Here is a 13,035-nt window from a genome sequence, read left to right on the forward strand (position 1 = left end):
CATACGGGTTCACCGGCTTCACGGAACCAACGTTTCCGTTGCGCCACGCGTCCGGAGAAGTGAGCCTTGCCTCTCCCATGACTTCGAACGGAAACGGTGGCCGTGGTCTTCGCCGACTCCCCGATCGTCCCGTCCGACAGCGGACCCGCCGAGCGCAAGCCGGCCCGGTCCTCCTTCCGGATGTTCGGCCGTCGGCACCGCGTCCCGCTGCTCGCCACCGTGCCCACCCTTCCCCTGTACGCGGTGTGGGCGGCGTTCCTCGCGACGGGCGGCGGGGACCTCGCCGCCCAGGAGGCATGGGCGCGGTTCGCCGCCGAGCACGGCACGGCCGCGTACGGCCTCTTCTGGTACGGCGGCATGCACACCGCCAACTACAGCCTGATCTCGCCCCACCTGATGGCCGCGCTCGGTGTGAAGACCGTGACGGTGCTCTCCGGGATCGCGGGGGCCTGGCTGGTCGCCGCCCTCATCGAACGCACCGGCGTCCGCGAACCCCTGTGGCCCGCGGTGCTCGGCTCGCTCGGTGTGTGGTGCAACGTCGCCTCGGGACGCACGACGTTCGCGCTCGGCCTCGCCTTCGCTCTCGCGGCCTGTCTGGCGCTGGTGCGGGAGCGGCGCGCCGCCCTCGCCACGGTGTGCGCGGCCCTCGCCACCATGGCGTCGCCGGTGGCGGGCCTCTTCCTGGTGGTCGCGGGCGCGGGCTACTTCTTCGTACGCGACTGGCCGCGCGCGGCCGCGCTCATCGCGCCGCCGTTCGTGGTCGTGGCGGTCACGACGGCGCTCTTCCCCTTCACCGGCGAGCACTTGATGCCCTTCGACCGGATCTTCCCGCCCGTGGTGTTCTCCCTGGCCCTGATCCTGGCGGCACCGGGCGGGTGGCGGGTGCTCCGGTGGTGCGCGGGCGTGTACGCGGCCGGGACCGTGCTCGCGTATCTCATCCCCTCTCCGATCGGTACGAACGTCGAGCGGCTCGCCGAGCTGGTCGGCCCCGCCGCGCTGCTCGCGGCCCTGCTCGCGCCGGGGCTCGGCCGGGTGCGGCGGGCCGTGCTCGCGGTGGCCCTGGCGCTGTGCTCGGTGTGGGTGGTCCAGAAGACCGCCGACGACCTCGTGGTCTCCACGCAGGTGCCGCACTGGGCGGCCGACACCCGTGGTGTGGTGCGGGAGCTGGAGCGGCTGGGCGCCGACCGGTCCCGCGTCGAGGTGGTCCCGGCGCGCAACCACCGCGAGGCCACGGCGCTCGCCCCGCACGTGAACCTGGCGCGCGGCTGGAACCGCCAGCTCGACATCGAGCGTGGGCGCCTCTTCTACGACGGGACGTTCTCGGCGGCCACCTACCGGGCCTGGCTGGACAAGTGGGCGGTCGGATACGTCGTCCTGCCCTCGGGCAAGCCGGACGGGTTCGCCGAACAGGAGGCGGAGCTGGTGGCGCGGGAACCCGAGTGGCTGGAAGCGGTCTGGCAGGACGCCAACTGGCGGATCTTCCGGGTGCGGGAGGCGGTGCCGCTGGTCTCCCGGCCCGCCTCCGTCGTCCGCGGCACGGACTCCGACATCGTGGTGCGCGTCCCCGAGCGGGGCGCGGTGACGGTGCGCCTCGTGTACTCGCCGTGGCTGCGGGCCGAGGGCGCCTGCCTGGAGCGGCAGGGCGAGTTCACGCGGCTGTCGGTGCCCGGGCCCGGCACCTACCGGATCAGCTCGGGCTACGGTCCTTCGCCGAGCCCTTCGTCGTGCCGGTGACCGGTGGCGCCTGTGCCCCCGCGGCGGCCTCGCGGGAGCGGCTCGCGCGGGGGCCCGAGAGCAGGTAGGTGAGGCCGAAGCCGGCGCCGACCACCACCGCGCCGCCCGCCGCGTCGAGGATCCAGTGGTTGCCCGTCGCCACGATCGCGGAGAGCGTCAGGAGCGGGTGCAGCAGCCCGAGCGCCTTCATCCACCCCTTGGGGGCGAGGACCGCGATGACCAGGCCGCACCACAGGGACCAGCCGAAGTGCAGCGAGGGCATGGCCGCGTACTGGTTGGTCAGGTCGGTGAGCGTGCCGTAGTTCGGCTTGGTGAAGTCCTGCACGCCGTGCACCGTGTCGATGAAGCCGAGGTCCGGCATGAGGCGTGGCGGGGCGAGCGGGTAGGCCCAGAAGCCGACGAGGGCGAGGACCGTCGCAAAGCCGAGCGCGGAGCGCGCCCAGCGGTACTCCGCGGGCCGGCGCGCGTACAGGACGGCGAGGACGCTCAGCGGCACCACGAAGTGGAACGATGTGTAGTAGAAGTCGAAGAACTCCTCCGGCCAACCCGCCTTCACCACCGCGTGGTTGACCCAGTGCTCGACGTCGATGTGCAGGAACCGCTCGACGGAGTGGATCTGCTCGCCGTGGTGCTCGGCCGTGGCGCGGCCCCCGGAGATCGTGCCGCCGGTCGCGGCGAGTCTGACCTGCTGGTAGGCGGAGTAGCCGACGCGGATCAGGAGCAGTTCGAGCAGCAGGTTCGGGCGGGTCAGGACCCGCCGCCAGAAGGGCATCAGCGGCACCCGGCGCCACCGGGCCGGGACCGGGGCGGCGTACTCCGTGGGGATGGGCGCCTGGTACTGCGGGTGCGTGCGGGAGAGGAACGGCACGGCGACGGCGGCGGCGAGCGCCGCGATCAGCACGATGTTGTCGCGGACCGGCTCGGTGACCGGCATGTTCGGCAGCATCATCGTGGCGGGCAGCGTCGACACGAGGACGACGGCCACCGGCCACACGTACCGGTCGGACCGGCGCCTGCCGACCCGGCCGACCACCGCGAAGAGCACCCACAGGAGCTGGTGCCGCCAGGTCGTCGGCGATACGGCGACCGCCACGCAGCCGGTGATCGCGGCGGCGAGGAGCAGCTGCCCGTCCTTGGCGTAGCGCACGGCGCGGCGCAGGCCGGCGTAGACGACGGCGGCGCCGAGTGCCAGGAAGAGCCCGGTCTCCAGGGGGCCCCGGAGGCCGAGGCGGAGCAGCAGGCCGTGCAGCGACTGGTTGGCGGCGGCGTCCGGATCCGCGCCGAGGCCTGCTCCGGCGAGGTGATGGAACCAGTACGTCCATGAGTCGTGCGGCATCGCGGCCCAGGCGAGCGCCGCGCACAGGGCGAAGCCCGCGCCGGTGGACACGGCGGCCCTCCTGCGGCCGGTGCACCACAGCAGCGCGGCGAAGAGCAGCATGGTCGGCTGCAGCGCCGCCCCGACGCCGATCAGGACGCCGCAGGTCCGCTCGCCGCGCACGGCGAAGAGGCCGAGGAGCACCAGCAGGACCGGGATGATGCTGGTCTGTCCGAGGTGCAGGGTGTTGCGCACGGGCAGCGACACGATGAGCAGGCTGACCGCCACGGGGGCGGCGAGCAGCGAGGTGCGCCGGGAGATCGGCTGCGGCAGGGCCCGGGCGGCGACCAGGCCGAGCACGACGACCAGGCCGAGCGTGCCGAAGGTCCAGGCCCAGCCGAGGGCCTGCTCCCCGGAGCGGGCGAGGGGCTTGAGGACGAGGCCGGCGAAGGGGGTGCCGGTGAACCGGTCCGCGTCGTAGAGGGAGCCCTTGACGTGCAGGACGCCGTCCGGCCCGAGCCAGGTCTCCAGGTCGGTGAGGCGCTCGCCCTCGGGGGTGCGCAGGACGACGGCCACCTGCCGGACGGCCAGGACGGCGGCGAACAGCCACAGGGCGACGCGAGCCGCTCCGGTCCGTGGCCGTGGTCCGGTGGCCGGCCCCGCCCCCATGGCATCGCGCGGTTCCCTGTGCTCGCCGTTCGCCATGCCGCGTCGCACCTCCCGCCCCATGCGTCCTGCCTGTGGCCCGTGGTCCTCCCTGAGGGACGCACGCAACCGCCGGTTCACCTGGCAGCCACACCGCTCTTTATCGGCTTTTGTCCGGTGTGCCCAACGCGAGGGCATGCTTCTCGGACACCTTCGAACGTCTGTCCGCGGGCGACTTCGCGGGTTCTTCCCGCGTGGTTCCCGGCGGGGGCCGCGACATAGATCACAGGGGCGGCTTGTCCGCGCTGCCCGAGGAAAGGCCGTTTGACCTGCATAGAAGCTGTTTTCACGCCCTATGCGATCACCCGGATACCGACCGTAAGGGCGACGAGTACCCCTATGGTCGGTTTTCGGGCCGCCCCGGTTTCCTCGGGCGGCCCTGTCCTTGTCGTCGACCGAAAGCGGGCGAGCGAACCCTTGCCGAGCGCCACCTCCGTCGCACTCCGGAAGCCCGAGTCCGCCCCGGGCGTCACCGTCACCGACCCCGCACTGGTCAAGCGCGCGGTGAAGGCGGCCGCCCTCGGCAACGCGATGGAGTGGTTCGACTTCGGCGTCTACAGCTACATCGCCGTGACGCTGGGCAAGGTCTTCTTCCCCTCGGGCAACCCCACGGCCCAGCTGCTCTCCACCTTCGGCGCCTTCGCCGCGGCCTTCCTGATCCGGCCGCTCGGCGGCATGGTCTTCGGCCCGCTGGGCGACCGCGTCGGCCGGCAGAAGGTCCTCGCCGTCACCATGATCATGATGGCGGCGGGCACGTTCGCGATCGGCCTGATCCCCTCCTACGCGACGATCGGCGTCTGGGCGCCGGTCCTGCTCCTCCTCGCCCGCCTGGTGCAGGGCTTCTCGACGGGCGGGGAGTACGCGGGTGCCTCCACGTTCATCGCGGAGTACGCCCCCGACAAGAAGCGCGGCTTCCTCGGCAGCTGGCTGGAGTTCGGCACGCTCGCCGGCTACATCGGCGGCGCGGGCCTGGTCACGCTCATGACCGCGCTGATGTCCTCGGAGGACCTCGTCTCCTGGGGCTGGCGCATCCCGTTCCTCATCGCGGGCCCGATGGGCCTGATCGGCCTCTACCTGCGGATGCGGCTCGAAGAGACCCCCGCCTTCGCCGCCGAACTGGAGAAGGCCCACAAGGACGAGCAGTCCCGCGCGAAGGTCCGGCTGCGCGACATGGTCACCGGCCAGTGGAGGGCGCTGCTCCTGTGCATGGGACTGGTCCTGGTCTTCAACGTCACGGACTACATGCTGCTCTCGTACATGCCGAGCTATCTGACCAGCGAGCTGAAGTACGACGAGACGCACGGGCTGCTCGTCATCCTGGCGGTCATGGCGCTGATGATGTGCGCCCAGCCGTTCGTCGGCGCGCTGACGGACCGGGTGGGCCGCCGCCCGGTGATCGCGACGGGCTGCGCGGGCTTCTTCCTGCTCTCCGTCCCCGCGCTGCTCCTGATCCGCGACGGCTCACTCTGGGCGATCGGCCTGGGCCTCGGAGGCCTCGGCCTGCTCCTGGTCTGCTTCACGGCGTCGATGCCCTCGACCCTCCCGGCACTCTTCCCCACCAAGGTCCGCTACGGATCGCTCTCCATCGGCTTCAACATCTCCGTCTCGATCTTCGGCGGGACGACGCCGCTGGTGGTGACGGCGCTGATCGGGGCGACGGGCGACAAGATGATGCCCGCGTACTACATGATGGCGGCGGCCGTGGTGGGCGGCGTCGCGGTCTGGTACATGACGGAATCAGCGGGCAGGCCCCTGCCGGGGTCGCCGCCGGCGGAGTAGCGGACGGGGCTTTCGGCTGCGCACAATCTCCAGCCCCTCCGGCGCTTGAGGAGCGGGGTCCGGGGCAGAGCCCCGCGCAACGGACCCAGTATGCGAGCCTCCACTGACAATCACCCCCCACCCGACTAAGCTACTTAGCGAAACTAACTAGACAGTCGAAGGGAACGTGCGCCCGCATGAGCCAGCAGCAGTGGAACTCCGTCGACGACTACTTCACCGGCCTCCTCGCCCCGCCCGACGACGCCCTCGCCGCCGCCCTGCGCGACAGCGACGCGGCCGGCCTGCCGCGCATCAACGTGGCCCCGAACCAGGGCAAGTTGCTCCACCTCCTCGCCCTCACCCAGGGCGCCCGCCGCATCCTGGAGATCGGCACCCTCGGCGGCTACAGCACGATCTGGCTGGCCCGCGCCCTGCCCGCCGACGGCCACCTGATCACCCTGGAGCACAAGCCCGAGCACGCCGAGGTGGCCCGCGGCAACCTCGCCCGCGCCGGGCTCGACAAACTCACCGAGATCCGCGTCGGCCCCGCCCTGGAGTCCCTCGCCGCGCTCGGCGCCGAACACGCCGAATACGCCGAAGGCACCGCGAACACAGCGCCCTTCGACTTCGTCTTCATCGACGCCGACAAGGTCAACAACCCGCACTACGTGGAGTGGTCGCTCAAGCTCACCCGCCCCGGCAGCCTCATCGTCCTCGACAACGTCGTCCGCGGCGGAGCCGTCACCGACCCCGACGACACGGACCCGAACGTGCGCGGCACCCGCGCCGCCCTCGACCTCATGGCACGGCACCCGAAGCTGCGCGCGACGGCGGTACAGACGGTGGGCACCAAGGGCTACGACGGCTTCGCGCTGGCCCGCGTACTGGACTGACCGGCCCCGCCGCTCGCGGGGCGCGGCTCAACCCTCGTGGTAGAAGCCGACGTTCACGCTCCGCGGCCCCGACCTGTCCTGAATGACCACCTCGCCCGAACCGCCCCGGGAGAGCGGCGCCACACCCCCGTACGCGAGGGGCCGCGCCGCTCCCCCTGACAGCACCCGCACCTCCGAGGCGGGGTCCGGGTTCGAGCCGCGCAGCCAGGTCACGGACCAGGCCCCGTCGGGCCCGCAGCGGAACTCCAGATGCGTACGGGAGACGAAGAGCCAGTCGTCCGGCGTCACCAGACGGCACACGTTCGCGTCACGCCCCACGCGCAGCACCGCGCCCGGCTCGCTCGGTGCCTCGGCCATGAGCATGCCGGCGGTCGCGCCCGCCTCCGCCCCGGAAACCGAGGCCATCGTCAGCTCCAGCACGTGGGTACGCTCCTTCAACTCGGGGCGGCGCGAGCATGGTTGGCCGTCGCGCGCTGCGGCATTTTAAGTCGCTCCCGGGGCGCGCGCACGGCCCTCCTGGGACAATGGGCCCCATGACTGAGCGCAAGCCACCTGGAGTCGACTTCGAGTCGTGGATCGACAAGCAGATCCGCGAGGCCGAGGAGCGCGGCGATTTCGCCTCCCTGCCGGGGAAGGGCAAGCCGCTGCCGGAGGGCCCCGACCCCACGTACGACGAGATGTGGTGGGTCAAGCAGAAGATGGCCCGCGAAGGCCTCTCCTACCTCTCCCCCACGCTCGCCCTGCGCAAGGAGGCCGAGGACACGCTGACCGCGGCCGCCGAGGCCCCTTCCGAACACATGGCGCGCAGACTCGTGACGGAGCTGAACGAAAAGATCCGCACGGCCCTGCGCACCCCGCCCCCCGGCCCGCCGCTCGGCCTCACCCCGTACGACGTCGACGAGGTGGCCCGCGACTGGCGGGAACGCCACGCCGTTTGACGGACCGCTTCCTGGCAACTCGCCCCGGGGACAGGTGCGAGGCCGCACGCCGTGCCTCGCACCGCAAGGCCCACCCCCGGGAAGGCACCCATCCATGTCCACAGTCATGATCATTGCTCTGATCGTGGTCGTCGTCGTCCTCGCCGCCGCCGCGTTCGCCATGCTGAACCGCAGGCGCCTGAACGGAGGCGGCGGCAGCCTCAAGCGCCGCTTCGGCCCCGAGTACGACCACGCGGTCGCCCGGCACGACGGCGACACCAAAGCGGCCGAGCGCGACCTCGGCGAGCGGGTGAAGCGCCACGGTTCGCTGCGTCCGCGGCCGTTGGACCCGGCGGCACGTGAGCAGTACTCCGACCGCTGGAACCTCGCCCAGGAGCGCTTCGTCGACTCCCCGCGCGAGGCCGTGGCCGAGGCGGACCACCTCATCGCCGAACTGGCCGGGGCCCGCGGCTTCCCCGACGCCGGGCACTACGAGGACCAGCTGGACGCGCTCTCGGTGCACCACTCCACGCACGTCCACGGCTTCCGCAGGGTGCACCGCGCGGCGCTCGACACGACGGGCTCCGAAGAGGGCCGGGCCGGCACCGAGGAGATGCGCGCGGCCATGATCGAGGCGCGGGCGCTCTTCGACGCCCTGATCGCGGACGAGCCCGACGGCCGTTCCGCCGCCCGCCCCGGCAAGCACACGACCGGCAAGCGTTCGACCGGCATCACGCGAAGGGGAGTCCAGCATGGCTGACACCGCTGCGTCCAAGACCGCTCCGTCCAACACCTCTCCGTCCGACACCGCCCTGTTCCCGCCCGAGGAACGCGACAAGCTGACCCTGCGCCTCCAGAACGCCGTCAACGGCTTCGTCGACGGCCCGCGCGGCGCGGTGGAGGAGGTCGACCACGTCCTGGAGGAGGCCATCGCCCGCCTCTCGGACACCCTGGCCGAACGCCGCCGCGTCCTGCGCTCCTCCTGGCAGACCACGCCCGCCCGGCCCGCGGCGGACGGCGGCATCCCGGCCGCCGGTGTCGCGCCGGGCGGCGCCCTGGCCACGGAGGGAGCCCCGGCCGAGGCCTCGGCCACCGACACCGAACAGCTCCGCCTGGCCTTGCGCGACTACCGCGAGACGGCCGAGCGCCTGCTGCGGCTCTGAGCCGCGCGAGGCGGTACGGCAGGATGGCGGCATGAGCATCGTGAAGATCAACGCCCTCACCGTCCCCGAGGAACAGCGCGAGGTCCTGGAGAAGCGCTTCGCGTCCCGCGCGGGCACGGTGGAGAACTCCGACGGCTTCGAGTGGTTCGAGCTGCTGCGCCCCATCGAAGGCACCGACCAGTACCTCGTCTACACCCGCTGGCGCGACGAGGCCTCCTTCCAGGCGTGGATGGAGGGCCCCATGAAGGCCGCGCACCAGGGTGGCGGCGAGGGCGGCGGCGAGCGGCCCAAGCCGGCCGCCTCCGGCTCCACGGTCTGGTCCTTCGAGGTCGTGCAGCAGGCCGCGCCCAAGAGCTGACCGGGATCCGCACGGCGCCCCGCGGGCCAATCGGCTTGCGGGGCGCCGCCTTTGTGGCCGCAGAATGACGTCATGACCGAAGCCTGTGCCGTCGCCGTCTCCTGGTCCGTCGCTCCCGAGCCGTACGACTCGCCCGTGGCCGCCGCCCTGTGGCGCGCGTACTACACCGAGGTCAGCGACCGCTGGTACGTGCTCCACGAGGGCCGGGCCACCGACCCCGAGGAGCTGGAGCGCGAGGTGGCCGCGGAGACCGGGGCGGATCTCGCGCCGCCGGACGGGGTGCTGCTGGTGGCGCGGTACGGCGAGGAGCCCGTCGGCACGGCGGGCGTACGGCTCCTCGACGCGGGAACCGCCGAGCTCAAGAGAGTTTTCGTGCGCGAGGACGCGCGCGGCAAGGGCGGCGCGCCCGCCCTGCTGGCCGCGGCCGAGGACGCGGCCCGCGCGCTCGGTGCCGCGCGGATCGTCCTGGACACCCGCACCGACCTGGTGGAGGCCCGCGCGCTGTACACGCGCCACGGCTACGAGGAGATCGAGCCCTACGAGGACAGGCCCTACGCCGAGCACTGGTACGGCAAGGAGCTGGCCCCGCGGGGCTGACCTCACACCGCCCGGAGCACCGTCGCCCCGTTCCGCGGCCGCTCCGACTCCGATCCGCACAGCTCCCCGCTCAGCTCCTCGACCAGCTGGCTCAGGTCGGTCGGCCGCTGCGGGCCCCACCAGTCGCCGAGCAGCTCGGCCAGGGACTCCTCACGGGCCTTGGCGAGCTTTTTGGCCACCTCGCGGCCACGTTCGGTCAGGCGCATCTGAAGGCCCTGCCGTTCGGCGAGGCGCCGCTCCTCCACCTGGCGGGCGGCGGCGGTGATGACGGTCAGCGGCACGGTGGTGCGTTCGGCGAGTACGGCCGGTTCGACGGAGCCGTGCCGGGCGATGCGCAGAAGCAGCCAGCTGGCCCCGGGCAGCAGGTCGTACCCCGCCCGCGCGGTGATCTTCTCGTAGATCTCACGCCGCCCCTCGCGGGTGCCGAGGACCGAAAGGGCCCGCGCCACCTCGTCGTGGGAGGAGCGTTCGACGGGGTTGCTGGCCAGGGTCTGCGTCGGGTCGGGCGCGGTGACCGAGCCGCGCAGCTTGTCCTCGCGCAGGAACCACGCCAGGACGAAGGCCAGCAGCGCGACCGGCGCCGCGTACAGGAAGACGTCCGTGATCGATGAGGCGTACGCGTGCAGCGCGCTCGGCCGCAGCTCGGCGGGGAGCCGCGCGATGCCGCGCGGGTCGGCCTCCAGCGTGGAGACGCTCAGCCCCGGCGGCAGCTGCTGCCCGGCGAGGGCGTCGGTCAGTTTGTCGCCGAGCCGGTTGGTGAAGACGGTGCCGAAGATCGCGACGCCGAAGGAGGCTCCGATCGAGCGGAAGAACGTGGCGCCGGACGTGGCGACGCCCAGGTCCTCGTAGCCGACGGCGTTCTGCACGATGAGTACGAGCACCTGCATGACCAGGCCGAGACCGAGGCCGAAGACGAAGAAGTAGACGCTCATCTCGCCGGTGCCGCTGTGCTCGTCCAGCTGGTGCAGCAGGAGCAGGCCGAGCGTGGTGACGGCGGTCCCCGCGATGGGGAAGACCTTCCAGCGGCCCGTACGGCTGACGACCTGGCCGGAGGCGGTGGTCGACAGGAGCATGCCGACCACCATCGGCAGCATGTGCACGCCCGACATGGTCGGCGAGACGCCCTGGACGACCTGGAGGAACGTCGGCAGGTAGGTCATCGCCCCGAACATCGCGAAGCCCACGATGAAGCTGATCACGGCGGAGAGCGTGAAGGTGCGGACGCGGAACAGCTTGAGCGGCAGCACCGGTTCGGCGGCCTTGCGCTCCACGGCGACGAAGGCGGCGGCGAGGACCGCGCCGAGCACCGCGAGCCCGATGATCTGCGGCGAGCCCCACGCCCAGGTGGTGCCGCCGAGCGAGGCGACGAGCACCAGGCAGGTGGCGACGGACGCGATGAGGAAGGTACCGAGGTAGTCGATGGTGTGCTTGGTGTCGCGCACCGGGATGTGCAGTGTGGTGGCGATGACGAGGAGCGCGATCGCGCCGATCGGCAGGTTGATGTAGAAGACCCAGCGCCAGCTCAGGTGCTCGGTGAACAGCCCGCCGAGCAGCGGCCCGAGGACGCTGGTCGCGCCGAAGACCGCGCCGAAGAGCCCCTGGTACTTGCCCCTCTCGCGCGGCGAGACGAGGTCGCCGACGATCGCCATGGACAGCACCATGAGTCCGCCGCCGCCGAGGCCCTGGAGCGCCCGGAAGCCGATGAGCTGCGGCATGTTCTGCGCCATGCCGCAGAGCGCCGACCCGACGAGGAAGATCACGATCGCGGTCTGGAACAGCTTCTTCCGGCCGTACTGGTCGCCCAGCTTGCCCCACAGCGGGGTCGCGGCCGTCGCGGCCAGCATGTACGCGGTGACGACCCACGACAGGTGGTCCATGCCGCCCAGCTCGCTGACGATCGTCGGCAGGGCGGTCGAGACGATGGTCTGGTCGAGGGCCGCGAGCAGCATGCCGAGGAGCAGCGCGCCGATGGAGACGAGGACACCGCCGGGCGGATGCCCGTTCCCCGCGTGACCACGCGACGGTTCGGGCCCCGGCCCGGCGGGGCGGGCGCTGACATCCTGCGTCATGGGCACCTCCTGGGGATCCCGGGGTGGGTGGGTCTGGTGTGGCTGGAGGGGTGGGCCGAGGAGTCGCCGAAGCGTGGCCGAAGAGTTTCCCCCCTCCATCGTGGTCCGTGTGACCGGTTATGGCCTGTTGAAGCATCGGTATGCATAATCGGCGGAGTTCTCGGGGCGGGAGGGGCACGGGAGGGGAGGGGGGCGGCGGTGACCGGAGACGACGGGCTTCAAGAGGGACGGGCACGGCGGGGCGGTCGGCGCTGTCCGGAGTGCGGGGCGGTGTGGGCACCGGATGAGGATGCCCCGGGGTGCGGGTGCGATCGGCGGGCGGCGGAGGAGGTGCGCCGGGGCCGGTCCGCGGAGGCGATGGCGGAGGCGGTGGCTGCGGCGCACCGGGCCCGGGCCGCCGGGGTGGCGGCGGAGGCGGTGGCTGCGGACGCGGAGGCTGCGGACGCGGAGGCTGCGGACGCGGAGGCTGCGGACGCGGAGGCTGCGGCGCACCGGACGCGGTCGGTGGAGGCGGACGCGACACACGAGACCCGGCCCACGCGGACGACAGCAGACGCAGCGCACCAGACCCGGCCCACGCAGGCGGCAGCGGCCGCGGCGCGTCGGGCCCAGTCCGCGGAGGCGGCAGCGGACACGGCGCACCGGGCCCGGTCGGTGAAGGCGGCGGCGGACACGGCGGCCGCCGAGGACTTCGATCCCCTGCGGATACGTCCTTACGTGTCGCTGCCGGATCCGGAAGCCCCCGCGCCGGACGCCAGGTACGTACACGGCTTCGGTGGAGGCGGGGCGTCAGGGGCGGAACCGTCGGATGCGTACCCGGACCCCACCGGCGACCCCACGGCGTACCCGGACCCCACCGGCGACCCCACGGCGTACCCGGACCCCACCGGCACCTCTGCCGCCCCCACCGCCCCTCCCCGTCCCGCGCGCCGCAGGCGCTACGTGCTGCTCGGTGGCGCCGGCGCCCTGGCGGCGGTGACCGCCGGTGCCGTTTTCGCCACCGGACTGTTCTCGTCGGCCGCGGACCGGCCGACGAGAGACCGCGCGCTGCCCGGCGCCTCCGCCGCGGACCGCGCGGACCCGACGGAACCACCGCCGCCCTCCGTGGAACGGTCCGGGTCTCCCACACCCCGTACGCCCTCCGCCACGCCGCGCGGCACGACGCCGCCGCCCGCGCCGACGCGCTCGGTCCCTCCCCCATCGTCGTCAACACGGTCACCGTCACCGCCGCCGCCTTCGACGGCGCGCGCGACGGGCTCCGTGGACGCGCCGCCGCCCCGTCGGCCCACCACGGCGGCGACCCTCAGCCACGGCGACAAGGGCCCGGGGGTGACGGAGCTCCAGGGGCGGCTGGCCCAGCTGTACCTGTACGTGGGCGAACGGAACGGTTCGTACACGCGCGAGGTCACCGAGGCGGTGCTCCGCTACCAGTGGGCGCGCGGCCTCACCGCGGACTCGCCGGGCGAGTACGGCCGCCAGACGCGACGGAGCCTGGAGTCGGAGACGAGGGAGCCCTAAGTCCTGTG

The 13,035-nt window shown here is 72.7% G+C and carries 12 protein-coding genes; 9 read left to right on the forward strand and 3 right to left on the reverse strand.

Annotation, left to right across the window (positions count from 1 at the left end):
* Positions 1–180: 180 nt before the first annotated feature.
* Complete coding sequence (locus ACF062_RS03190) at positions 181–1,734, forward strand: hypothetical protein (protein WP_392136488.1); 1,554 nt, start codon at positions 181–183, stop codon at positions 1,732–1,734.
* On the opposite strand, the gene ACF062_RS03195 is transcribed toward ACF062_RS03190, so the two are convergent.
* Positions 1,688–3,754: a bifunctional glycosyltransferase 87/phosphatase PAP2 family protein gene (locus tag ACF062_RS03195; protein ID WP_392134973.1), complete on the reverse strand. Its 2,067-nt coding sequence runs from the start codon at positions 3,752–3,754 to the stop codon at positions 1,688–1,690. The genes ACF062_RS03190 and ACF062_RS03195 overlap by 47 nt on opposite strands.
* 339 nt (positions 3,755–4,093) lie before the next feature.
* On the opposite strand from ACF062_RS03195, the gene proP reads away from it, so the two are divergent.
* Both proP and ACF062_RS03205 read left to right on the forward strand, forming a co-directional pair.
* On the forward strand, positions 4,094–5,533 hold the full coding sequence (proP, locus tag ACF062_RS03200; RefSeq protein ID WP_392134975.1) for a glycine betaine/L-proline transporter ProP: 1,440 nt from the start codon (positions 4,094–4,096) through the stop codon (positions 5,531–5,533).
* Between the two features lie 176 nt (positions 5,534–5,709).
* Positions 5,710–6,405, forward strand: a complete 696-nt coding sequence (locus ACF062_RS03205; protein WP_392134978.1) for an O-methyltransferase — start codon at positions 5,710–5,712, stop codon at positions 6,403–6,405.
* A 27-nt stretch (positions 6,406–6,432) separates the two neighbouring features.
* On the opposite strand, the gene ACF062_RS03210 is transcribed toward ACF062_RS03205, so the two are convergent.
* Positions 6,433–6,825, reverse strand: a complete 393-nt coding sequence (locus ACF062_RS03210) for a hypothetical protein (RefSeq protein WP_392134981.1) — start codon at positions 6,823–6,825, stop codon at positions 6,433–6,435.
* A gap of 113 nt (positions 6,826–6,938) precedes the next feature.
* Between ACF062_RS03210 and ACF062_RS03215 the strand changes: the two genes are divergently transcribed.
* From ACF062_RS03215 to ACF062_RS03235, 5 genes are all read left to right on the forward strand, one after another.
* Positions 6,939–7,343, forward strand: a complete 405-nt coding sequence (locus ACF062_RS03215; RefSeq protein ID WP_392134984.1) for a DUF1992 domain-containing protein — start codon at positions 6,939–6,941, stop codon at positions 7,341–7,343.
* 94 nt (positions 7,344–7,437) lie between these two features.
* Positions 7,438–8,082, forward strand: a complete 645-nt coding sequence (locus tag ACF062_RS03220) for a hypothetical protein (RefSeq protein ID WP_392134987.1) — start codon at positions 7,438–7,440, stop codon at positions 8,080–8,082.
* Complete coding sequence (locus tag ACF062_RS03225; protein WP_392134990.1) at positions 8,075–8,485, forward strand: hypothetical protein; 411 nt, start codon at positions 8,075–8,077, stop codon at positions 8,483–8,485. Before ACF062_RS03220 ends, ACF062_RS03225 begins: the two co-directional genes overlap by 8 nt.
* Before the next feature lie 31 nt (positions 8,486–8,516).
* The gene (locus ACF062_RS03230; RefSeq protein ID WP_363252674.1) at positions 8,517–8,843 is read left to right on the forward strand and encodes an antibiotic biosynthesis monooxygenase; all 327 of its coding nucleotides are present in this window, start codon (positions 8,517–8,519) and stop codon (positions 8,841–8,843) included.
* A 72-nt stretch (positions 8,844–8,915) separates the two neighbouring features.
* Positions 8,916–9,440 (forward strand): GNAT family N-acetyltransferase, encoded by a 525-nt coding sequence (locus ACF062_RS03235; protein ID WP_392134993.1) that lies wholly within the window; start codon positions 8,916–8,918, stop codon positions 9,438–9,440.
* A gap of 2 nt (positions 9,441–9,442) precedes the next feature.
* On the opposite strand, the gene ACF062_RS03240 is transcribed toward ACF062_RS03235, so the two are convergent.
* The gene (locus ACF062_RS03240) at positions 9,443–11,509 is read right to left on the reverse strand and encodes a DHA2 family efflux MFS transporter permease subunit (RefSeq protein ID WP_392134996.1); all 2,067 of its coding nucleotides are present in this window, start codon (positions 11,507–11,509) and stop codon (positions 9,443–9,445) included.
* 357 nt (positions 11,510–11,866) lie between these two features.
* On the opposite strand from ACF062_RS03240, the gene ACF062_RS03245 reads away from it, so the two are divergent.
* Positions 11,867–13,027, forward strand: a complete 1,161-nt coding sequence (locus ACF062_RS03245) for a peptidoglycan-binding protein (protein ID WP_392134999.1) — start codon at positions 11,867–11,869, stop codon at positions 13,025–13,027.
* The last annotated feature ends 8 nt before the right edge of the window (positions 13,028–13,035 follow it).

This window comes from Streptomyces sp. NPDC015345, from assembly GCF_043078805.1.
Lineage (GTDB): Bacteria > Actinomycetota > Actinomycetes > Streptomycetales > Streptomycetaceae > Streptomyces.

Bases quoted from the DNA above. Each gene is read 5' to 3' on its own strand.
- ACF062_RS03190 (WP_392136488.1), top strand. From the start codon at position 181: ATGTTCGGCCGTCGGCACCGCGTCCCGCTGCTCGCCACCGTGCCCACC.
- ACF062_RS03205 (WP_392134978.1), top strand. From the start codon at position 5,710: ATGAGCCAGCAGCAGTGGAACTCCGTCGACGACTACTTCACCGGCCTC.
- ACF062_RS03215 (WP_392134984.1), top strand. From the start codon at position 6,939: ATGACTGAGCGCAAGCCACCTGGAGTCGACTTCGAGTCGTGGATCGAC.
- ACF062_RS03220 (WP_392134987.1), top strand. From the start codon at position 7,438: ATGTCCACAGTCATGATCATTGCTCTGATCGTGGTCGTCGTCGTCCTC.
- ACF062_RS03225 (WP_392134990.1), top strand. From the start codon at position 8,075: ATGGCTGACACCGCTGCGTCCAAGACCGCTCCGTCCAACACCTCTCCG.
- ACF062_RS03230 (WP_363252674.1), top strand. From the start codon at position 8,517: ATGAGCATCGTGAAGATCAACGCCCTCACCGTCCCCGAGGAACAGCGC.
- ACF062_RS03235 (WP_392134993.1), top strand. From the start codon at position 8,916: ATGACCGAAGCCTGTGCCGTCGCCGTCTCCTGGTCCGTCGCTCCCGAG.
- ACF062_RS03195 (WP_392134973.1), bottom strand. From the start codon at position 3,754: ATGGCGAACGGCGAGCACAGGGAACCGCGCGATGCCATGGGGGCGGGG.
- ACF062_RS03245 (WP_392134999.1), top strand. From the start codon at position 11,867: ATGGCGGAGGCGGTGGCTGCGGCGCACCGGGCCCGGGCCGCCGGGGTG.
- ACF062_RS03240 (WP_392134996.1), bottom strand. From the start codon at position 11,509: ATGACGCAGGATGTCAGCGCCCGCCCCGCCGGGCCGGGGCCCGAACCG.
- proP (WP_392134975.1), top strand. From the start codon at position 4,094: ATGGTCGGTTTTCGGGCCGCCCCGGTTTCCTCGGGCGGCCCTGTCCTT.